Origin of the sequence: Shewanella fidelis ATCC BAA-318 (genome assembly GCF_000518605.1) — a bacterium.
Lineage (GTDB): Bacteria > Pseudomonadota > Gammaproteobacteria > Enterobacterales > Shewanellaceae > Shewanella > Shewanella fidelis.
Genome location: NZ_JADX01000023.1, coordinates 1 through 22,379 on the forward strand (window position 1 = coordinate 1; position 22,379 = coordinate 22,379).

The 22,379-nt window shown below is 43.0% G+C and carries 20 protein-coding genes; 9 read left to right on the plus strand and 11 right to left on the minus strand.

Going from position 1 to position 22,379, the window contains the following annotated elements; all coding sequences use genetic code 11:
* Window positions 1-178: 178 nt before the first annotated feature.
* The gene (gene ccoG, locus L884_RS0112050; RefSeq protein WP_028767746.1) at window positions 179-1,600 is read right to left on the minus strand and encodes a cytochrome c oxidase accessory protein CcoG; all 1,422 of its coding nucleotides are present in this window, start codon (window positions 1,598-1,600) and stop codon (window positions 179-181) included.
* Between the two features lie 88 nt (window positions 1,601-1,688).
* Here ccoG and L884_RS0112055 point away from each other — a divergent pair, with 88 nt between their 5' ends.
* From L884_RS0112055 to L884_RS0112065, 3 genes are all read left to right on the plus strand, one after another.
* Window positions 1,689-2,039: a hypothetical protein gene (locus tag L884_RS0112055; protein ID WP_028767747.1), complete on the plus strand. Its 351-nt coding sequence runs from the start codon at window positions 1,689-1,691 to the stop codon at window positions 2,037-2,039.
* Between the two features lie 130 nt (window positions 2,040-2,169).
* Entirely contained in the window at window positions 2,170-3,072 is a 903-nt protein-coding gene (locus tag L884_RS0112060; protein WP_028767748.1) for a 1,4-dihydroxy-2-naphthoyl-CoA synthase, read from the plus strand.
* Between the two features lie 175 nt (window positions 3,073-3,247).
* Window positions 3,248-3,445, plus strand: coding sequence for a DUF2061 domain-containing protein (locus L884_RS0112065; protein ID WP_028767749.1), 198 nt, complete (start codon window positions 3,248-3,250; stop codon window positions 3,443-3,445).
* Here L884_RS0112065 and L884_RS0112070 read toward each other — a convergent pair.
* On the minus strand, window positions 3,442-4,638 hold the full coding sequence (locus L884_RS0112070) for a potassium/proton antiporter (protein ID WP_028767750.1): 1,197 nt from the start codon (window positions 4,636-4,638) through the stop codon (window positions 3,442-3,444). The two genes, L884_RS0112065 and L884_RS0112070, sit on opposite strands and share 4 nt — an antisense overlap.
* A gap of 548 nt (window positions 4,639-5,186) precedes the next feature.
* On the opposite strand from L884_RS0112070, the gene L884_RS0112075 reads away from it, so the two are divergent.
* The 6 genes from L884_RS0112075 to L884_RS0112100 all read left to right on the plus strand — a co-directional run bounded on the left by L884_RS0112075 (window position 5,187) and on the right by L884_RS0112100 (window position 10,450).
* Window positions 5,187-5,996 carry a phosphate ABC transporter substrate-binding protein gene (locus L884_RS0112075; RefSeq protein WP_028767751.1) on the plus strand — a complete coding sequence of 270 codons (810 nt, stop codon included), beginning with the start codon at window positions 5,187-5,189 and terminating at the stop codon, window positions 5,994-5,996.
* Window positions 5,997-6,063: 67 nt separating this feature from the next.
* Complete coding sequence (pstC, locus tag L884_RS0112080) at window positions 6,064-6,969, plus strand: phosphate ABC transporter permease subunit PstC (protein WP_028767752.1); 906 nt, start codon at window positions 6,064-6,066, stop codon at window positions 6,967-6,969.
* Window positions 6,969-7,820, plus strand: coding sequence for a phosphate ABC transporter permease PstA (gene pstA / locus L884_RS0112085; RefSeq protein ID WP_028767753.1), 852 nt, complete (start codon window positions 6,969-6,971; stop codon window positions 7,818-7,820). Before pstC ends, pstA begins: the two co-directional genes overlap by 1 nt.
* A gap of 10 nt (window positions 7,821-7,830) precedes the next feature.
* On the plus strand, window positions 7,831-8,580 hold the full coding sequence (gene pstB / locus L884_RS0112090) for a phosphate ABC transporter ATP-binding protein PstB (RefSeq protein ID WP_028767754.1): 750 nt from the start codon (window positions 7,831-7,833) through the stop codon (window positions 8,578-8,580).
* 228 nt (window positions 8,581-8,808) lie between these two features.
* A complete protein-coding gene (locus L884_RS0112095; protein ID WP_037410873.1) occupies window positions 8,809-9,084 on the plus strand; it encodes a hypothetical protein in 276 nt (91 codons plus the stop codon).
* A gap of 322 nt (window positions 9,085-9,406) precedes the next feature.
* Window positions 9,407-10,450, plus strand: a complete 1,044-nt coding sequence (locus L884_RS0112100; RefSeq protein WP_028767756.1) for a GMP reductase — start codon at window positions 9,407-9,409, stop codon at window positions 10,448-10,450.
* A 138-nt stretch (window positions 10,451-10,588) separates the two neighbouring features.
* On the opposite strand, the gene glmS is transcribed toward L884_RS0112100, so the two are convergent.
* The 9 genes from glmS to atpA all read right to left on the minus strand — a co-directional run bounded on the left by glmS (window position 10,589) and on the right by atpA (window position 22,366).
* Window positions 10,589-12,418, minus strand: a complete 1,830-nt coding sequence (gene glmS, locus L884_RS0112105) for a glutamine--fructose-6-phosphate transaminase (isomerizing) (RefSeq protein ID WP_028767757.1) — start codon at window positions 12,416-12,418, stop codon at window positions 10,589-10,591.
* 75 nt (window positions 12,419-12,493) lie between these two features.
* Window positions 12,494-13,264 (minus strand): DeoR/GlpR family DNA-binding transcription regulator, encoded by a 771-nt coding sequence (locus L884_RS0112110; protein WP_028767758.1) that lies wholly within the window; start codon window positions 13,262-13,264, stop codon window positions 12,494-12,496.
* Between the two features lie 160 nt (window positions 13,265-13,424).
* Window positions 13,425-15,557: a TonB-dependent receptor gene (locus L884_RS0112115; protein WP_028767759.1), complete on the minus strand. Its 2,133-nt coding sequence runs from the start codon at window positions 15,555-15,557 to the stop codon at window positions 13,425-13,427.
* A 265-nt stretch (window positions 15,558-15,822) separates the two neighbouring features.
* Window positions 15,823-17,187 carry a bifunctional UDP-N-acetylglucosamine diphosphorylase/glucosamine-1-phosphate N-acetyltransferase GlmU gene (gene glmU / locus L884_RS0112120; protein ID WP_028767760.1) on the minus strand — a complete coding sequence of 455 codons (1,365 nt, stop codon included), beginning with the start codon at window positions 17,185-17,187 and terminating at the stop codon, window positions 15,823-15,825.
* A 118-nt stretch (window positions 17,188-17,305) separates the two neighbouring features.
* Window positions 17,306-17,662 carry a DsrE/DsrF/TusD sulfur relay family protein gene (locus L884_RS0112125; RefSeq protein ID WP_028767761.1) on the minus strand — a complete coding sequence of 119 codons (357 nt, stop codon included), beginning with the start codon at window positions 17,660-17,662 and terminating at the stop codon, window positions 17,306-17,308.
* A gap of 381 nt (window positions 17,663-18,043) precedes the next feature.
* Window positions 18,044-18,472 carry a F0F1 ATP synthase subunit epsilon gene (locus L884_RS0112130; RefSeq protein WP_028767762.1) on the minus strand — a complete coding sequence of 143 codons (429 nt, stop codon included), beginning with the start codon at window positions 18,470-18,472 and terminating at the stop codon, window positions 18,044-18,046.
* A 31-nt stretch (window positions 18,473-18,503) separates the two neighbouring features.
* The gene (gene atpD, locus L884_RS0112135) at window positions 18,504-19,880 is read right to left on the minus strand and encodes a F0F1 ATP synthase subunit beta (RefSeq protein ID WP_028767763.1); all 1,377 of its coding nucleotides are present in this window, start codon (window positions 19,878-19,880) and stop codon (window positions 18,504-18,506) included.
* A 35-nt stretch (window positions 19,881-19,915) separates the two neighbouring features.
* Entirely contained in the window at window positions 19,916-20,776 is an 861-nt protein-coding gene (gene atpG / locus L884_RS0112140) for a F0F1 ATP synthase subunit gamma (RefSeq protein ID WP_028767764.1), read from the minus strand.
* 48 nt (window positions 20,777-20,824) lie between these two features.
* Window positions 20,825-22,366 carry a F0F1 ATP synthase subunit alpha gene (gene atpA, locus L884_RS0112145; RefSeq protein WP_028767765.1) on the minus strand — a complete coding sequence of 514 codons (1,542 nt, stop codon included), beginning with the start codon at window positions 22,364-22,366 and terminating at the stop codon, window positions 20,825-20,827.
* Between the last annotated feature and the right edge of the window lie 13 nt (window positions 22,367-22,379).

Consider the following 22,379-nt stretch of genomic DNA (forward strand, 5'->3'; position numbering starts at 1 on the left):
TTTCGCTAGGTAGTTGGCCTGCTGTGCCGTGTCAGTGGATGCGCATTATAGGGATATCTCAGATCGGCGCAAGCCCCTTTTGTAATAAAATTAGCTTTTTCGAATCAAACGCATGGATATTAAACGATACGTACAAAAAAGGGGCTAAAAGCCCCTATTTTAAGGTTTATTGCGAAATCTAATTACCAAAGAAGCGTGATTCTTGCTTCGCTTCTATCAAGCCATCATCGGTTACGACTTCAAAATTGATATGAGTCATGGTTCGGGAAAGGTCTACTGGGTCAACGGCGATGCTAATTGGTAGAGTAAGTACTTCTCCGCCTTTAATTGTTACCTGCTGAGGGCCAATCCAATCATAATTAGGTAAACCTTCAACACTCATATTATATACATGAGTATTCTCTGTCTTATTGAGGATCTTTAAAGTGAAGGTGTTTTCAACTAATCCAGCATCGGTTTCACGGAACAGTTGGTTACGGTCACGAATAATATCAATACGAATTGGCTCTATTGTTGCCGTCGCATAGATAAAGATTAAGATCATTACAGAAAGAACAACACCGTAGCCAACTAACTTTGGCCGCAATACCTTTTCTTTTACCCCCTCTAGTTTGTTCTCGGTGGTATAACTAATGAGCCCTTTATCGTATCCCATACGTTCCATAGTGGTGTCACAGGCATCAATACAGGCACCGCAGTTGATACACTCGTATTGTAAACCGTTACGGATATCGATGCCGGTTGGACAAACTTGTACACATAAGTCGCAATCAATACAGTCCCCAAGTCCCATTGCTTTCGGATCTGCTTTTCTTGATCTTGGTCCACGAGTTTCACCACGTTTAGCATCATAACCCACTATATAAGTGTTCTTATCAAACATTGCTGCTTGGAAACGCGCATAAGGACACATATGAATACACATGATTTCACGCATCCATCCAGCATTACCGTATGTCGCAAAGGTGAAGAAAATAACCCAAAAGTAAATGGCACCGCTTGCATTAAGCGTAAATACATCTCTGTAAACTTCGCTTGTCGGCACAAAATACGACACAAACGTCATAGCGGTAAGCAACGAGACTAATATCCACGCGCTATGTTTTGCCGCCTTGCGCCACAGCTTATTGAAGCTCCACGGCATTTGATCAAGCTTAATACGCTTATTACGCGCTCCCTCAAGTTTTTCTTCAAACCAGATAAAGATAAAGGTCCACACGGTTTGCGGACAAGTGTAGCCACACCATACCCTACCTAGGTAGGTAGTAATAAAGAACAAGCCAAATGCCGCTATCATCAAAACAGCTGCCAATAGCGTTAAATCTTGCGGCCAAATAGTTAAGCCAAAGATATGAAACTTTTGCTCAGCAAGATTAAACCAAACTGCTTGGCGATCACCCCATGGGATCCAAGGCAGAACTAAAAAGAACAGCATGGCTATCCAACCGATACGTCGGCGTAATGTACTCCAAATCCCCTCAACTGCACGCACATAAATACGATTGCGCGGGTTAAAGCGGTCGGCTTTGTTAGCATCGGGTTGGTGAATTTTAATTCTTTCTGCTTTTGAGAAGTCTTTTTTATTTTGTTCTGCGTTCATTTTGCAGCCTTACAGCTTTAATATTGCTAGAAAACTAGCTTATTATAACGCTTATACTACAAGTTATTCACCTAGATAGGACTAAAAGATGAAGGGCTGGATCATATTAGCGATAATTGGTGGCATTCTTTACTACCTTTATACAGAAACCGATACGCTTGATGAGCCTATTGCTGATGTTAAAGCAATATTCCAGCAGGCTGAGGATAAAGTCGATAGTATGACAGGCACTCAGCTACAACGAATTGATAATACCGTTGAGCTACTTAAGACAGATATTAAAGACCGACTTTCAACCGCCGAAGCCAAGGCTCTAGAGTCAATTAGCCAATCTCAAGCAACTCTTAACCGCTATAAAGATGACTTTTGCGGTAGCCAAGCATCAAGACACCCAGTTTTTAGTAAAGACAATCAAACTTACATCTGCGATCAGCTTTAATATTGCTCTTTATATAATGCAGCAGATCTCAGTTAATGGATTCAACGATAAACTAGATTGACCTGAGATCTGATTCAGCCTAGCCTTTAGCTATATTAGGTAATTCAACCAAGTAAAAGGCTATAGGTTCATGACACAACAAGTATCTGACATTTTTGATCCCGAGCTATGGGATGTCGTTCCTGGATTTGATTTTGAAGATGTTACCTACCACAGAGCCAAAGATCAGGGCACGGTGCGTATCGCAATCAACCGCCCTGATTGCTTAAACTCTTTCCGCCCTAAAACTGTTGATGAGCTATACGTAGCACTTGACCATGCACGCCAATGGTCAGATGTTGGTTGTGTATTATTAACAGGAAATGGTCCATCAGCTAAAGGTCAATGGTCTTTCAGTGCTGGCGGTGATCAGCGTATTCGCGGCAAAGACGGCTATAAATATGAAGGTGCCGAAGAAGGTACACCTGACGTAGCACGTATGGGGCGCTTGCACATATTAGAAGTACAGCGCTTAATCCGCTTCATGCCTAAAGTTGTCATTGCTGTTGTACCGGGCTGGGCAGTTGGCGGTGGTCATAGTTTACATGTCGTGTGCGACTTAACTTTAGCCTCTAAGGAACATGCTGTATTTAAGCAAACGGATCCTGATGTAGGTAGTTTTGACTCAGGCTACGGCAGTGCATATCTAGCTAAGATGATAGGCCAAAAGCGTGCTCGCGAAATCTTCTTCTTAGGCTTTAACTATTCAGCAGAAGAAGCCTTTGATATGGGCATGGTTAACCGTGCTATTCCTCATCAAGATCTAGAAACTGAAGCACTAAAGTGGGCTAAGGAGATTAACTCTAAATCACCTACTGCTATGCGCATGTTGAAGTATGGTTTTAACTTACCTGATGATGGTTTAGTTGGTCAGCAATTATTTGCTGGTGAAGCGACTCGATTAGCTTATGGCACAGAAGAAGCACGTGAAGGACGTGATGCATTCTTAGAAAAGCGCGACCAAGACTTCTCATCTTTCCCTTGGCACTACTAATTTACAACTAATTAGTCAGCATATGTAAACCCATCATTACGTGTATTATATTGATGGGTTTATATCCAAAGCTTATTTCCAATCTATAAATCCAATCAAACTAATCTATACAAGCCTCTTTTAATTGTAAATGATAACCATTATCATTTAAGCATCTTAAATAGGAGGCTATATTATGATTAAGACAATGACATTCGCGATTCTTCACTTCAGTGTGGCTTTTACTATTACCTACTTATTAACCGGTAGCATAGTGATTGGTGGTGCAGTTGCCTTAATCGAGCCTGCTATTAATACCGTAGTATTCTATTTCCATGAAAAAGTATGGAAAGGCATTGAGTCTAAAAATGCTGTGGCAGCAGTTTCAGCCTAAACTTTATCGCTATTGTTTAAGCCCAATTTATTTGCCAGAGGTGCTATCGCCCCTCCTTGAATAAATACCGAAAACAATACAATAAAGAACACCATATGCACGATATCTAACGCACCTGGCACACCTGCTGCGGCGGGAATAAGGGCAAACACAATTGGGGTTGCTCCCTTTAACCCAATCGCTGAAATAAACATACGCTTTTTCCAACTCGCTTTGACAAATGGCAAATAACACAGCTGCACTGCCAGCGGTCTAGCGACCAAGATAAGTAAAATAGCGGGCAATAGTGAACTAACAAACACCGAAGCTAGCGACTGTGGGAAAATTTGTAATCCGAGTACGATAAACATTAGCGCCTGAGCTAGCCAAGATAAGCTATTAAAGAAGTGCAGGTTCACCGCCTGACCACGCTTAATACCATTACCAATAACTACACCAGCAATATAGGACGCTAATAAGATATTGCCGCCGAGCAATTCAGCGCCATAAGTCGCAACAACAAAGCTTGCCAACACAAATACAGGGATAAGACCAAACTCTGATAAGTGGATGCGATTAAGTAGCGATACCGCAATTTTAGCCACCAGCCAACCCACAACCATAGCGACGCCTATTTGAGTCACAAGCTCGATAGCGATTTCTGACGCCACGACACTTTTCCCTGTCGACAAGGCCATATCCGTTAAGAAAATCACCAATAACATAGCTACGGGGTCATTGGTTGCGGATTCGAATTCCAAGACGGTATCTGTTTGCTCTTTGAGTTTAAGCTTTTTAGATTCGAGAATAGAAAACACCGCCGCAGCATCAGTTGACGACACAATAGCTGCAAATAGCAAGCAAGTAATGAAATCAAACTCGAGTAGCCAATATAAGATGACCGCAAAAAACAGTGTGGTAAACAACACACCAAACGACGCCAGCACTCCCCCCTCTTTATAAGCCACTTTAATTTTATCGGTTGAGGTATTAATACCGCCAACAAACACAATCATGTTTAGCGCTAATCCACCAATCCAAGCGGTTTTGTCTAAATCATCATATACAAAATTAAACTCGCCATTACCTAACATTAAGCCTACGCCCATAAAGATAAGCAGCGATGGGATCCCTAAGGTACGAGATGGGTGATGCAACAAAATACCGACTAAGATCAAAATCGACATACCAATCATGACCATCTCAGTCGTCATAGAAGCACCTTATTTAATATTTATGTGTGAGAGTTCATGCTTACGCATTAGAGAATAGACGCCAAAACTAATTTGGTTTGAATATATAGATTATTGCGACTCATAATTTGTACAAATATGTGGCAAACACATACTGTCATAAAAGTTTAATAATAAATTTATCCTGCGTTCTAATAACCGAAACATAACATATTTGGCCTGTCGATTTGTTAAATATAGCTTAACTTGACGTTAAACCCAGCTCGCGCCAACAAAGTGCATTTTGCGTAACCTCACGCCAACACCTAACTACAGCGGCCTTTAGCAATAGCTATCACCACTTAATAAACGCTTACTGAAATTTTGTTCATGTAACAAAAAGCAATAAAAAGCCAAAAGTAGCACTTACTAATATAGGCGAGATTAGATTTTCAAATTAATCGGCTCCATTTTTTCGTCACATAACTGTCATATAAGTCTGTCTTAATGCGCTTGCCTTCAGTGAGGCACTAACTTGGTTTTGTAAATAACTCGTATCTAAGCGACCAAACAATAGAGTGGAAATCGTAATGAAAAAAGTATTTGGCTTGTTAACTGCAGTAGGTCTAATGACAGCACCACTTGCTCATGCAAGCACAGTAACAGTATCAGGTTCAACATCTGTAGCGCACGTAATGGAAGTGCTAGCAGAGAATTATCAAAACAGCACTAACACCAATGTTGAAGTACAAAGCACTGGCTCATCAGCTGGTATTCGTGCCGCAAAAGATGGCACCAGCATGATTGGCATGTCTTCACGTAATGTAAAAGATAGCGAGCTAAACAGCGACACCAAAGAAATTGTTATCGCTCGTGACGGTATTGCCGCAGCAGTAAACAAAGCAAACCCAGTTAAAAATCTAACCCAAGAGCAAATCTCTAAGATATACCGTGGTGAGATTAAAAACTGGAGCGAAGTCGGTGGTGAAGCTCGCCCTATCGTTGTTGTTACTCGTGAAAATGGTTCTGGCACCCGTGGGGCATTTGAAGAGATCATGAAACTACAGCGCACCATCAATGGCCACAAAGTCTCAGCCATCTCACCAACTGCTCAAGTGGGTAACGGCAATGGCATGATCAAAACGATTGTTACCAATAACCCATATGCAATTGGTTATATCTCTCTAGGCAGTGTTGATGACAGCTTACGTGCTATTGACGTCAATGGTGTGGCAGCAACCGAAGCTAATATCGCCGCAGGCGACTACCAAATAGCTCGTCCATTTATCGTCCTAATCGATAAGAATGCACCAGATAACGCTAACAACTTTGTGGAATATATTCTTTCAGAAAATGGCCAAAGCATTGTGGCGAATGAAGGTTACATCCGCATTAAATAAGCAATGATACGACACAGAGAAACATCAGTTTCTCTGTGATCATTTTAATAGATGTTGAGGTTAAGTGATGACCACTGCAAGTAAAACGCACTCGCAAGGAATGCAGCTTGCCCCCGCGAAGTCTTACGACTGGAAAGAGATGGTATTTCACGCTCTTTTCTTAAGCTGCGCCATGGTCGGCGTATTGTCAGTTGCAACCATAGGGTGGTTTGTCTTTAGTGAAGGCCTACCGGCTTTTAAAGAGGCTGGCGTCTCACAAATGCTATTTGGTAAAGAGTGGCTGCCACCAGCATTATTCGGTCTATTGCCAATGGTAGTCGCCTCAATAATTTCAACCGCTGGTGCTGTGATAATTGGCGTCCCCATTGCACTGTTAACCGCAGTGTTTTTAGCTGAGTTAGCGCCTAACTGGCTGGCTAACATCATTCGCCCAGCAGTAGAGCTGCTCGCGGGTATTCCCTCAGTGGTATACGGTTTTTTCGGTCTAGTTATTATTGTTCCTGCTATTGAAAGTATATTTAACATTCCTGCAGGTAATACCATTTTGGCTGGGGTAATTGTATTGGCAATTATGATCTTACCGACTGTTATTACTATTTCAGAAACATCACTACGAGCCCTACCATCAACTTATAAAGAGGGTGCACTCGCCTTAGGTGCATCACATATTTACAGTATTTTTAAAGTACTCATTCCTGCGGCACGCAGTGGTATTTACACAGGGATAGCCTTAGGTGTGGCCCGCGCAATAGGCGAAACCATGGCAATTATCATGGTGATGGGTAATGCCCCAGCAATGCCAGGTTCAATATTAGAACCCGCAAGAACACTCACAGCCAATATTGCGATGGAGATGTCTTACGCAACCGGCATCCATGCAAGCGCACTTTACTCAACAGGTATCGTGCTATTGGCCTTTATCGTTTTACTTAACGGTTCACTGCTTTATCTCAACAGAAAGCGAGCTCACTAATGTTAAAACTTTCACGAGACAATCAAGATAAGCTGATGCTTGCGGCCATCTGGGGCGCAGCAGCAACAACGTTATTGTTCTTACTTTGGGTCGTATGGCACATCTTAAGTAATGGTTTGAGCCATGTTAGTTGGGAATTTATCACCGGAGCCTACACCCGCATTGGTGAAGCTTCAGGCATTTGGGCAATGATTGTGTCAACGGTTTATATGGTGGGGTTATCACTCGCCTTTGCCGCACCTATTGGTATTGTGACGGCAATTTACCTCACCGAATATGCCGCGCCAGGTAGCCAAGTGGTAAAGATGATCCGCTTCTGTACTGAGTCACTTGCAGGTATTCCATCGATTGTTTACGGTCTATTTGGTATGACCTTTTTTGTGACAACCTTAGGATTAGGCTTCTCAATTTTATCAGGTGCACTAACACTAGCGATGCTAATTCTGCCAGTGATCATCCGAACTACTGAAGAAGCGTTACTTGCAGTACCGATGAGTTATCGTGAAGGGGGCTACGCCCTTGGTAGTTCAAAAATCTACACTATCTGCCGCCTGGTGCTGCCAAGTGCACTACCGGGCATTGTTACCTCAATCATTTTAAGTACTGGCCGAGTCATTGGTGAATCAGCTCCAGTATTTTTAACTGCGGGTATGGTCACTCAGATCCCTGAATCGGTACTCGAATCAGGACGTACCCTTACCGTACATTTATATAAATTAACTCAAGAGCTGTTTACCCAGCATGAATGGGATCAAGCTTACGCTACAGCCACCATTCTGATAGTGCTGGTTCTAATGCTAAATATGGCAACTAAAGTCATTGCCGCTCGTTTGAATAAATCATCTAAGTAAGGTTATCTCCATGAATAAGCTAGAAGTGAACAACTTAAATCTATTTTACGGCGAAAACCATGCGCTAAAAAATATCTCATTAGCGATTCCAGCACGCCAAGTTACTGCGCTTATTGGCCCATCAGGCTGTGGTAAATCAACTTTGCTGCGTACACTAAATCGCATGAATGATTTGGTATCTGGAGTAAAAATTAATGGTGATGTGATGTTTGAAGGCAACAACATCTATCAAGATGTCGATGTAAAACATCTTAGAATGCGGGTAGGTATGGTGTTTCAGAAGCCTAACCCTTTCCCTATGAGTATTTACGAAAACGTAGCCTTTGGCCTAAAAGCCCAAGGTATTAAAGACAAAAAAGTCCTTGATGATACCGTTGAAGAATCACTGCGCAGCGCAGCACTATGGGATGAAGTGAAAGATAGATTAAACACTCCAGCATTTGGCCTTTCAGGTGGACAGCAACAGCGCTTATGTATAGCCCGTACTATAGCAATGAAGCCAGAGGTCATTTTGATGGATGAACCCACCAGCGCATTAGATCCAATAGCAACTCATAAAATTGAAGAGCTAATGGACGAACTTCGTAAGCAATTTACCATCGTAATCGTCACACATTCGATGAACCAAGCGAAACGAATTTCAGATAAAACTGCTTTCTTCTGGATGGGAGAACTGGTCGAGCACGGTGAAACCACGCAAATCTTCAACCAACCAATCGATCAACGTACTCGAGGTTATGTCAGCGGCGAATTTGGCTAACCTTCACCTACAGGATTTGAATCTGATTGCGCTTTACAGTTTTAAAGCGCAATCCCCCTACTTTTTAACTAATTCATTAAGTTAACGAGCCTTGGCTACTAGCTCATACATAAGTTTTATTTGTTTTTAATCAACGAATAAAAACGTCAATAATAAACTTACCTCTTGTTTAAGATATATTTTTAATATAGCTTCGGAAAAAGGTTCATTGATAAAGAGGCCTTGAATATGGAAAGGATCAGAGAAGCTCAAGCACATCTGCAGAAAGAGTTTGAAATCTACAATAATGCATCTGAAAAAAAGCTTCCCCCTATCGATGTTGATTGCCCTGATAACCTAGAAAGCATGCTAGAGTTTGTTACCCGTAGAGAGTCTCTTAAACAAGCAAAAAAGCTCAGTTCACCTCCTGCTGCCAAGCTAAAATCAGCAATCGCAGATACCCTATTATTACTCGACAACTTTGATATAAAGCTCTCGAAAGCAAAAGGAGCTGCAGAAGGTTAAATTTAATAACATTTCACTTTTTATAGTGATTAAGGTAATACTTTATATATTATTACCTTAATCATTTATGTAGCTAAAAATCCGCTACAACATAAAGCAAACAGCCGTAAACAATAAATTAACCGTCTTATTTTTAGGAATGTCTATTCTAATTTCAGAACTTGCTAACTGAAAATCTGTTCCTATAATGCCTAAAACCGGAGCGCCCACAAACGCTCCGGTTTTTTTGTGCCTGAAATAAGCTCAGGAAATTAATTTAATGCCCGATAAAAGTTTTTTATCGGCGGTTTTGCTGCGCGCAAATCCATGTGAGGAATATAAAATGCGTATTGAACAAGATCTAAAGTTAGGCTTCAAAGATGTTTTAATTAGACCTAAGCGTTCAACGTTAAAGAGCCGTTCTCAAGTCGATCTAAATCGCCAATTTACCTTTAAGCACAGTGGTAAAACTTGGACTGGCGTACCTATTATTGCCGCAAACATGGATTCTGTAGCAAGCTTTGAAATGGCAACTAGTCTAGCTCAGCATAATATTATGACAGCTGTTCATAAACATTACAGCGTTGAGCAATGGGGTGAATTTGTAGCAAACCAAAGCCCTGATGTATTGCAGCACGTTATGGTTTCAAGCGGTACTTCAGATGCCGACTTTATTAAATTGAGTGAGATTTTAGCGCTTTCTGATGCACTTAACTTTATCTGTATTGATATCGCTAACGGCTACTCAGAACACCTTGTTGATTATGTTCGCAAAGTGCGCCAAGCCCACCCAATGAAAGTCATTAGCGCGGGTAACGTAGTAACTGGCGATATGGTTGAAGAACTGATTATTGCCGGTGCAGACATAGTTAAAGTTGGTATTGGACCTGGCTCAGTATGTACTACTCGCGTTAAAACAGGTGTTGGTTATCCGCAACTTTCAGCCATCATTGAGTGCGCAGATGCAGCTCATGGTCTAGGCGGCCAAATCATCGGTGACGGTGGTTGTAGCTGTGCTGGTGACGTAGCAAAAGCCTTTGGTGGCGGTGCTGACTTTGTCATGCTTGGCGGCATGCTAGCAGGCCACGAACAAAGTGGCGGAGAAATCATAGAACAAGATGGCAAAAAACTCGTTAAGTTCTATGGTATGTCTTCACAATCTGCCATGGATAAGCATTCTGGTGGCGTTGCTAAATACCGTGCAGCAGAAGGTAAAACGGTTTTATTACCATTTAAAGGCAATGTAGATAATACGGTAAACGATATTATGGGTGGCGTTCGCTCAACCTGTACTTATGTTGGTGCAGCATCACTAAAAGAACTGACTAAGCGTACAACCTTTATTCGAGTTCAAGAACAAGAAAATAACGTTTACGGTAAAGAGTAAATAATTAATATCGCTAATTTAATTAATTTTAGCGGTCTAATTAAATATAAATTAAAACAGGTTTATATTTACAGTTACCAAATAAAAACGGCTACCTAAGTAGCCGTTTTTATTTATATAAATATCTATAGATTATATTTACTCAACCGTAACTGATTTAGCTAAGTTACGTGGTTGATCCACATCTGTGCCTTTAATTAGCGCAACGTGATATGACAATAACTGTAATGGAATGGTGTAGATAAGCGGCGCCATAAACTCATCACAGTGTGGTACAGGGATCACCTTCATGGTTTCATCAGACTCAAACTCAGCATCTTTATCTGCAAACACATACATCAAGCCACCACGCGCACGCACTTCTTCAACGTTCGACTTCAGCTTTTCTAAAAGTTCGTTATTTGGTGCAACCACAATAACTGGCATATCTGCGTCGATTAGCGCTAGTGGACCGTGCTTTAACTCACCCGACGCATACGCTTCAGCGTGAATATAAGAGATCTCTTTCAGCTTAAGTGCACCTTCCATCGCGATTGGATATTGATCGCCACGACCTAAAAATAGCGCGTGATGCTTATCAGCAAAGTCTTCTGCCAATGCAGCAATCGCATCATCTAAACCTAGTGCTTGTTCAACTTTAGCTGGCATTGAAAGTAGGCTCTGGCTAATTTCAGCCTGCATCTCATCTGACATACCGTTATAGCGACCAATAGCCGATGTCAGCATTAATAAACCAGCTAACTGCACGGTAAAGGCTTTAGTTGAAGCGACACCAATCTCTGCACCGGCTTTCATCATGTAAGCCATATCTGATTCGCGCACCAACGATGAACCTGGTGCATTACAGATTGTCAGCGTTGCTTTGTAGCCCATCTCTTTTGCTAAACGCAGTGCAGCTAATGTATCCGCGGTCTCACCAGACTGCGAAATAGTCACTAGCAAGCTATTTGGAAATAGATGCGACTTGCGGTAACGAAACTCTGAGGCGATTTCAACGTTACAAGACACACCCGCCCAATCTTCTAACCAGTAACGCGCAGCCATACCTGCATGGTAGCTGGTACCACAAGCGATGATCTGTACGTGTTTAATATCTTTTAAGAATTCAGCAGCATTATCACCAAATGCAGTATCAAGCACTTTGCCACCAGCAATGCGGCCTTCAAGTGTACGTGAGATTGCCGTTGGCTGCTCGTAGATCTCTTTTAGCATGTAGTGACGGTATTCACCTTTATCACCCGCATCATGAGTGACTTCAGATTCTTTGATTTCACGCTCAACCGCGTTGCCATCAACGTCAAAAATGTTAACGCTACGACGGGTCACTTCAGCCACATCACCTTCTTCTAAGAAAGCGAATGAACGAGTGACAGGCAAGAGTGCTAATTGATCAGAAGCGACAAAGTTTTCACCAAGACCGTAACCGATAACTAGTGGGCTACCTGAGCGAGCGACAATCATGCGCTCGCTATCTGTACGATCGATAACCACAGTGCCATAGGCACCTTCAAGCTGCTTAACTGTTGCTTGAACTGCTGCAAGTAGTGTGTTGTGTGTTTTTAATTCGTGATGTACTAAGTGGCAGATCACCTCAGTATCTGTGTCTGACTCAAACACGTAACCTAAGCCTTTAAGCATCTCACGTAGCTTGTTATGGTTTTCAATAATACCGTTGTGAACAACTGCGATATCGCCATTTGACTGATGCGGGTGAGCATTACGCTCGCTTGGCTCACCATGAGTAGCCCAGCGAGTATGAGCGATACCCGTACCACCAACAAGAGGAGCTGCTTCTAGTGCTGCAGATAACTCCTGTACTTTACCAACGCGACGAGTGCGATTGAGTTCACCATCATTAAGTACAGCAACGCCTGCCGAATCATAACCGCGATATTCTAAACGTCTTAAACCTTCAACAAGAATTTCAGCTACATCTCTTTGTGCTACAGCACCTACGATTCCACACATATTTATACCTAGACTCTCGATACGAGAGATAAAATTGAAGTTAATATTTGAATTTTTTGGATTGGCTCTTACGAGTTATCCGGCATAAGGAGCAAGAATGACGCGCACCCCATGTTGCGTAATACTGTCTAGCGCTTCGCTTGGTAACCTGTCGTCGGTAACTAATACGCTAACCTTACTCCAAGGCAGCTCGAGGTTAGGTATACGGCGACCAAGCTTGGTTGACTCAAGCATGACGACCACTTCTCGTGATACTTCCGCCATCACCTTACTTAAGCCGGTGAGTTCATTAAAGGTAGTTGTACCGCGCTCAAGGTCGATACCATCTGCACCGATAAATAATTGATCGAAGTTATATGAGCGCAATACTTGCTCAGCTATTTGCCCTTGGAAAGATTCAGAGTGAGGATCCCAAGTACCACCAGTCATTAACAATGTTGGCTCATTTTCAAGCTCATGAATAGAATTAGCTAACGCTAATGAGTTGGTCATGACTAGCAAGCCACGCTTATTATTCAGCTCACCAATTAAACCAGAGGTCGTACTGCCACTATCGATAATAATGCGATTGTGATCTTTAATCAGCTCAGCTGCAGCTTTGGCAATTGATAACTTATTTGGCGCAATTTTAGCGGAAAACTGCTGAGTCACCTCATCTGGCACGGCAACAGCCCCACCGTAACGACGCAACAGCAAGCCAGTTTTTTCCAGCGTAGCAAGATCTTTGCGAATAGTGACTTCTGAAGTTTCAAAACGTAAGGACAACTCTTCAACACTCACTTCGCCTTGCTGATTAAGCAGGCTAATAATGCTGTGACGTCGCTGTTGAGTGTTTCGTTTATTCATAAAACCTTTCGCTAACTTTCGATTCGAAAGATGCATTATAGTAAAACGAAACTTAATTACCAGTTTTTGTATACGATAAAATGCAAAAAGCGGCAACGCAGACACAAAAAAGCCCCAACCAAAGGTTGGGGCTTTTACCATAAAGCGATGAGGCTAAGGATTAGAACTTAGCTTCTAACGCTAAGCTGAAGTGACGACCTTGACCAACAGTCACATCAGTATTTGTACCACCAGCTAGGTAATCTTTATCAAATAAGTTCTTCACGTTTACACGCACACTAACATCACTACCCATTACGTCCATAGTGTATGCCGCACCCATATCAAAGCGCACATAACCATCTTTGCTAATAGTATTATCGGTGTTAGCAAAACGCTCACCAACATAGATAGCACCGAAGTTTAATGCTAAATCATCAGTCATCTCGTAACGAGTCCAGATATTTGCAGACCACTCAGGCGCATCTACTGGAGTCTTACCATTTAAACTATCGGTCTCAGGACGAACGTATTCTGCATCTAAGTACATCATAGAGCCCGTCATGAACCAGCTTTCACTAACTTGACCTTGAGCGCCCATTTCGAAACCTTTATGGCGCTGCTCACCAGACTGAGTTGTAATAGTGTCTTTATCGCCAATAGGTGTTTCTAGCTGCTCAGTAACAGTAACATTAGATACTGTAATATCGAATACTGCACCGGTTAATAATAAGCTGCCATCAAATAGCTCCCACTTAGTACCAATCTCATATTGCTCACCGTATTCTGGGTCTAAATTTAGTTTGTCGTTAATATCATTTTCATCATTCACACTACCTTGAGGAGTAAAACTCTTAGAGTAGTTAACGTAGATACTACCGTTATCAGCTGGCGAGTAAATCACGCCAAACTTAGGTGATACAGCATAGCTGTTATTACCTGCGCCATCTTTTTTCTGCTCGTCATAACGCACACCAGCAAGTAGTTGCCATTGATCATTAAGCGTCACTAAGTCCTGTACATAGAAACCGTAGTGCTTATATTCACTTTCGTACTTACCATCTGGATCATCGTGATAATCTAGACCTGGATTTGGAACAGGTTGACCAACCTGAACAACTTCAGAAGCACCTTTAACACGTAGCATGCCATAGTAATAATCAAGTATGTTGGCACCAATTAATAATTGATGCTCTACGTCACCAGTATAGAAGTTACCAGTGAAATCAACGTAACCAGTTTTATGTTGCCAATCGTCATAACGGTCAAATGGGCTGATCTTATAGCCATCCGTCAATGCATCTTCAGAGTAAGATGGTGACGAATCTAAACGCTGACGATTAAACTGCTGGTCGTTATAACCTGCTTTAACTTTCCAATCATCCGTAATGTTGTAAGTTAGTTCAGCGCCTAGGTTAGAAATTGTATTATCGGTAAATGCCCATGGCTGATCCCAGATAAGGTCACGACCACCAATCAAATCACCACTGCTATCTAACCAACCGCCACGGTCAATACCGGTTTTATCTTGAGTATGGTCATACTTTAATGACAGAAGTAAATCATCGGTAATATCAAACTCTAGATTTAAGTAACCTAACCAACGATCGCGCTCTTGGTTAGTACCGTCTTGATATTCACGCCAGTATTTTGTGTCTTGCTTAACAAGCACAGTACGGTAACGAATCGTTTCTGATTCATTTAAACTACCACCTGCATCTAACTGGAAGCGAGTTGAACCGTTCTCGTCGGTATCAAAACCCAATTCAAACATGTTTTCATAAGTTGGTTTTTTGGTCACCATGTTGATCAAACCACCTGGGCCTGATTGACCGTAAAGCATGCTTGATGGACCCTTTAATACTTCTACCTGCTGTAGAGTTTCAATAGGCTGAACATAGTGAGACCATTGTTGCTGGCCGTTGATCAAGTAACCAGAACCTGAATCTAATTCAAAGCCACGAATATTGAATACTTGACGGTTCCACTTTTCAGAGCCACCAGTAACACTCGAGTCGTTAACCAATACTTCAGAAAGGTTGGTTGCAAGTTGTTCGTCAGTAACAAAATCAGGAATAACAGTCACAGACTGAGGAGTATCCATAATATCGATATCACCGCGCATAGCGCCTGAAGATGAACCGACTTTATAGTCATTAAAGCTACGGCCTGTTACAGAGATACGCTCAATATTGCTATCAACAGTAACCTGTGACTCTGAAGCAGCTTCTTCAGCAAAAGCAGTAGATGAAGCCAATGCAGCAACGATAGCTAAACCTACGCGAGAAAACTTAAATGACGTCCCAACAGACATATCCAACCCCAACAATGAAACATGAATGTAATATTTGAGTCGCAATATAAATGAGAACTATTTTTATTTAAGCTTCTTTACAGTTCTTTACAAAAGCAAGTGACGCACCTCTAATAAATAGAAAAGCCGCAACATAAACAACTACAAGCGTATCAAAATGTATCGAGATTTTTGTTGAGTAATTATTAATGCTGTACGCATTTTGCTGTATAAATTTAAAGCAAAAAGGCGACCTGTAGGTCGCCTTTTCAGTGTAATATTTAAGTTATTTTTTTAACTTAATTGGTCTTGCCCAGCCAGTTAAGTGGCGCTGTTTAACACGAGTAATAACTAACTCATCTGCAGCTACATCTTTGGTAATGGTAGAGCCAGCCCCTAAAGTCGCTCCTTTGCCAATTGTTACTGGTGCAACTAACTGAGTATCACTACCAACAAACACATTGTCTTCGATGATTGTTTGGAACTTGTTCGCACCATCGTAGTTACAGGTAATAGTTCCTGCACCTATGTTAACTCCAGAGCCAATTGTCGCATCGCCAATATAAGCTAAGTGGCCAGCTTTGGAGCCTTTACCTAGTACAGCCTTTTTCATTTCAACAAAGTTACCAATATGTGCATCTTCTTGTAACTCTGCACCAGGACGTAAACGCGCAAATGGGCCTGCACTTGCCGCTACACCCACTTTAGCATTTTCAACAATTGAATATGGCTTGATCACTGCATTGTCAGCAATATCACAATTAATCAAAATAGCGCCTGCACCAATAGTCACGTTATTACCTATAGTCACAGTGCCTTCGATAACCACGTTTACATCGATCATCACGTCCATACCGACGCTGACGTCACCACGGATATCGATACGAGCAGGATCACGCAGATTTGCCCCTTCAAGCATTAACTTTTCAGCAGCACGCACTTGGTATGCACGCTCAAGCTGTGCAAGCTGTACTCGGTTATTAGCGCCTTCAACCTCAATTGCAGATTCAGGTTGAGCAGTGGTGATAGCCACCCCGTCTCGATGCGCCATCGCAACGATATCCGTTAGGTAGTATTCGCCTTGAGCGTTATCAGATGAAAGCTGGCCTAACCATGCTTTTAATTGCTTACCTGGCGCCGCCATAATGCCGGTATTAATCTCATTAATCGCAAGTTGCTCAGCATTAGCATCTTTTTGTTCAATGATCCCCACTACGCTACCTTGCTCGCGTACGATGCGACCATAGCCTGTCGGGTTAGGTAGGTTTACCGTAAGGATTGCCAAACCATTCGCTTCGCGAGCTGCTAACAAAGATTCAAGTGTTGCAGCTTGAATTAATGGTACGTCGCCATAAAGGATAAGTACTGTGTCGTCATCGGCTATATTGTCATTTGCTTGCGCAACCGCATGACCAGTGCCTAACTGCTCAGCTTGTAGCACCCAATTCAGTTGCTGCTCACCTAATTTAGCTTGTAATTGCTCTGCACCGTAGCCGTAAACTAGCTGAATCGCATCACTGCCCACTTGATGTGCAGTATCGATAACGTGCTGAACCATGCTCTTGTGAGCAATAGGGTGAAGAACTTTTGGGAGATCTGAGCGCATGCGGGTTCCCTTGCCTGCGGCTAAAATCACTACATTAAGTGCCATGGGTTTATATCCTTGAGCTAATGCTTAAGCTTGTATTGAAGCTAAAGTAGAAAATGAGGTCATTATGTGGCTATGGATTTTAAGCGATACCAAGATTAAAAGCGACTCGCTAAGCCTTTTAAAAAGTAATGGTTTTATCCGCCACCAGCACCCATTGCGCTAAATCATCCATAGTCGCCATCTCGCAACCTTCGATAACCTTTAAATCCGTTAAGCCACGAGCATGCATACATGAACCGCAAAACTTCACTTGTGCTTTTTGCGCGATAACGATTTCGAGCATCTGTTGAATATTGTACCCCTCAACAGGCTTTTGTTTAGGCAGTACTGCAGATACTGCATCTGATAGTAAAAATAGACTCACTTTGACGGGAGAATAGTCTTGCTCATTAAGCTGTATAGCTAGGCGGAGTGCGTTAAACAGTTTTTCTGAGCCATAAGGCGCGTCATTAACGATAATAAGTATATGCTGCATGGGAAAGGTCTCAGAGATTAAATTAGTGCCAGAGGGTAGCACTCAAACGAGGTAAGGGGTCTTACTTAGATCACGTTCAAAGATAAATATAGGTTCAAGCAAAACGTTACTAGGCCCTAGGACGCTGCGCTGCGAGTGCGGGCTAAAGCCCTGCTAGGAAGAGCAAAAGCAAAAGTCAGTACCATGTTCCGCTTCGGTCTACGCACTTCCATCTTTTCCGTCAGCGTAGCGTTCCGTAAGTGACGCAGTCACGTTCCCTAGGCCGAGGGGCGTTCATCTTTGCTTTCCTAGAACCTAGAACCTTTCTTAGCTTTTCCTAGGGCCTTCTTTTAGATACAAAAAAAGCGCCCTAGGGCGCTTTTTTTTCATCAAACAATAACCTTATCTGGCAATGTTCTTTTTGATGGTCTCGACAACGCGAAGCTGAGCAATCGCTTGAGCTAGCTCAACCGCTGCTGCTGCATAGTTGAAGTCAGCGCCTGCACCCGCCATAGCGGCTTCAGCACGGCTCTTAGCTTCTGCAGCTGCTTGCTCGTCAATCTCATCGGCACGCATAACGACGTCAGCCAATACTGAAATTGAAGAAGGTTGTACTTCCAGGATACCACCTGAAAGGTAAAACACTTCTTCGCTTCCATCTTGCTTGACGATGCGCGCCATGCCAGGTTTGATACTTGTTAGCAGAGCGGCGTGACCAGGCATAATACCTAGCTCACCTTCTGTTCCTGATACTTGTAGCTGAGCTACTCGACCAGAAAAGATATGATTCTCTGCACTTACCATATCAAGTTGTACTGTCATGGCTGCCATCCGTTCTCCTTAAACTAAGTCAAAGACTCAGTTATTTTTTGTTAGCTTTCTCAACGGCTTCGTCGATTGAACCAACCATGTAGAACGCTTGTTCTGGAAGGTGATCGAACTCACCCTCTAGAATGCCCTTGAAGCCACGGATTGTGTCTTTAAGAGAAACGTACTTACCTGGAGAACCGGTGAATACTTCTGCTACGAAGAATGGCTGTGAAAGATATTTTTCAATCTTACGAGCACGGAATACAGTTGTCTTATCTTCATCAGATAATTCATCCATACCTAGGATCGCAATAATATCTTTCAGCTCTTTGTAGCGCTGAAGTACAGTTTGAACACCGCTAGCAACATCGTAATGTTCTTGACCAACAATTTGTGGATCTAGCTGACGTGAAGTCGAATCCAATGGGTCAACCGCTGGGTAAATACCTAGCGAAGCAATGTTACGAGACAATACAACAGTCGCATCTAAGTGAGCGAAGGTTGTTGCTGGTGATGGATCCGTTAAGTCATCCGCAGGTACGTATACAGCTTGAACAGAGGTAATAGACCCTGTCTTAGTAGATGTAATACGCTCCTGAAGAACACCCATCTCCTCAGCCAATGTTGGCTGGTAACCTACTGCTGATGGCATACGGCCTAGCAGTGCAGATACTTCAGTACCCGCCAAGGTATAACGGTAGATGTTATCCACGAAGAAAAGAACGTCTTTACCTTCGTCACGGAACTTCTCAGCCATAGTTAGACCAGTCAGTGCCACACGTAGACGGTTTCCTGGAGGCTCGTTCATCTGACCATAAACCATGGCCACTTTATCTAGAACGCCAGAATCTTCCATCTCGTAGTAGAAGTCGTTACCCTCACGAGTACGCTCACCTACACCAGCGAAAACTGATAAACCAGAGTGTGCTTTAGCGATGTTGTTAATAAGTTCCATCATGTTAACGGTCTTACCAACACCAGCACCACCAAACAGACCAACTTTACCACCCTTAGCGAATGGACATACAAGGTCGATAACCTTGATACCCGTCTCTAAAAGTTCAGTTGTGTTTGACTGATCTTCGTATGAAGGAGCTTCACGGTGGATCACATAGCGATCTTCTTCACCGATTGGACCCGCTTCATCAACAGGCTCACCCAATACGTTCATAATACGGCCTAGGGTCGCAGCCCCAACCGGAACGGTAATTGGTGAACCAGAGTTTACAACCTCTAGGCCACGACGCAGACCATCTGAAGAACCCATAGCGATGGTACGAACTACACCACCACCAAGTTGCTGCTGAACTTCCAGCACCAAGCCTTCACTTTTGATCTCTAGAGCGTCATATACCTGAGGTACGGCATCATGTGGAAACTCTACGTCCACAACCGCGCCAATTACTTGGACAACAGTACCTGTGCTCATGATTAATCCTCTAAAACTTGTATTCGTTACCTAGCCTAAACGGCGGCAGCACCTGAAACAATTTCCGACAGTTCTTGCGTAATCGCAGCCTGACGGGCTTTGTTATAGACCAACTGCAAGTCACCGATAAGTTCACCAGCGTTGTCTGTCGCAGCTTTCATAGCAACCATACGGGCCGCTTGCTCAGATGCGATGTTTTCAACAACACCTTGATAAACTTGAGATTCAACAAATCGAACCAACAAAGTATCTAATAATAACTTTGGATCTGGCTCGTAGATGTAATCCCACTGATGAGTAAACTCATCTTCTTCTGACTTAGGCAAAGGTAGCAGCTGCTCGATCACTGGGGTTTGTGTCATAGTATTAACAAACTTGTTGAATACTACGTACAAACGGTCCAGCTTGCCTTCGTTGTATGCTTCTAGCATCACACGTACAGTTCCGATCAGGTCGGCTAGCTTTGGCGCATCACCTAAACCTGAAGCAGAAGCAGATACTTGTCCGCCAAAGCTACTGAAGAACTGGGCACTACGTGCACCAATTGTGCAGAATTCAACTTCTGCACCAGCTTCACGCTGCTTCTTCACGTCTGCGACAACCTTTTTGAAAAGGTTAACGTTCAGACCACCACAAAGACCACGGTCGGTTGACACAACAATGTAACCAACACGCTTAGCTTCTCGCACTTCCAAATATGGATGCTTATATTCGAGAGAACCTTGCGCCACGTGACCGATCACCTTACGCATATTTTCTGCATATGGACGACTAGAAGACATGCGATCCTGCGCTTTACGCATTTTACTCGCAGCAACCATCTCCATTGCAGACGTGATCTTCTGAGTGTTTTGAACACTCGCGATCTTGGTTTTAATCTCTTTAGCGTTGGCCATCTTTACTCTCCAATTCTGGACCTGAGGTGCCTATGGCACCTCTAAAATTTACCAGGTTTGGGTTTCTACGAACTTGTCCAAGCTAGCCTTCAACTCACCTTCGATATCAGCGTTATAATCGCCAGTCTCGTTGATGGTCTTCATTAGGTCAGCATGTTCACTGTTCATGAAAGAGAGCAGAGACGCTTCGAAGCTACCGATTTTGCTTAGCTCAACACTCTTCAAGTAGCCTTTTTCAGCTGCGAAAATAGACACAGACTGTTCAGCGATACTCATTGGAGCATATTGCTTTTGCTTCATTAGTTCGGTAACACGCTCACCGTGCTCAAGCTGAGCACGAGTTGCATCATCTAAGTCAGATGCAAACTGTGAGAACGCTGCAAGCTCTCGATACTGTGCTAGCGCAGTACGGATACCACCAGACAGTTTCTTGATGATCTTAGTCTGAGCTGCACCACCAACACGAGAAACCGAAATACCAGGGTTAACAGCTGGACGTAGGCCAGAGTTAAATAGGTCAGTTTCTAGGAAGATCTGACCATCGGTAATCGAAATTACGTTAGTCGGTACGAACGCAGATACGTCACCAGCTTGAGTTTCAATAATAGGTAGAGCTGTTAAAGAACCTGTTTGGCCTTTAACTTCACCGTTAGTGAACTTCTCAACATACTCGGCGTTAACACGTGAAGCACGTTCCAACAGACGAGAGTGAAGATAGAATACATCACCTGGGTATGCTTCACGTCCTGGAGGACGCTTAAGAAGCAATGAGATTTGACGGTAAGCAACAGCTTGCTTAGACAAATCATCATATACGATTAGTGAGTCTTCACCGCGGTCACGGAAGTATTCACCCATTGTACAACCAGAGTATGGAGCCAAGTATTGTAGTGCAGCAGCTTCAGAAGCTGTAGCAACAACAACAATGGTGTTCGCCAAAGCGCCGTGCTCTTCTAGCTTACGTACTACGTTAGCGATTGTAGAAGCCTTTTGGCCTACAGCTACGTATACACACTTAATGCCAGAATCTTTTTGGTTGATAATCGCGTCGATCGCTAGAGCGGTTTTACCGATCTGGCGGTCACCAATGATCAATTCACGTTGTCCACGACCGATTGGGATCATAGAGTCAACAGCTTTATAACCAGTTTGAACTGGCTGATCTACTGATTTACGCTCAATTACACCTGGTGCAATTACTTCAACAGGAGAGAAACCATCGCTATCGATAGGTCCTTTACCGTCAATTGGCTCACCTAGCGTGTTGACTACACGGCCTAATAGACCACGGCCAACAGGTACTTCCAAAATACGGCCTGTTGTTTTAACTTTATCGCCTTCTGCCAAGTTGGCATAAGGGCCCATTACTACGGCACCGACAGAATCACGTTCTAAGTTCAACGCGATTGCAAAACGGTTGCCAGGCAGCTCGATCATTTCACCCTGCATCACGTCGGCTAGGCCGTGGATGCGGATGATGCCGTCACTTACTGCAACGATAGTACCTTCGTTGCGAGACTCACTAACGACTTCGAACTGCTCGATCCGCTGTTTAATCAGATCGCTGATTTCAGTGGAATTCAGTTGCATGCTCAAACTCCCA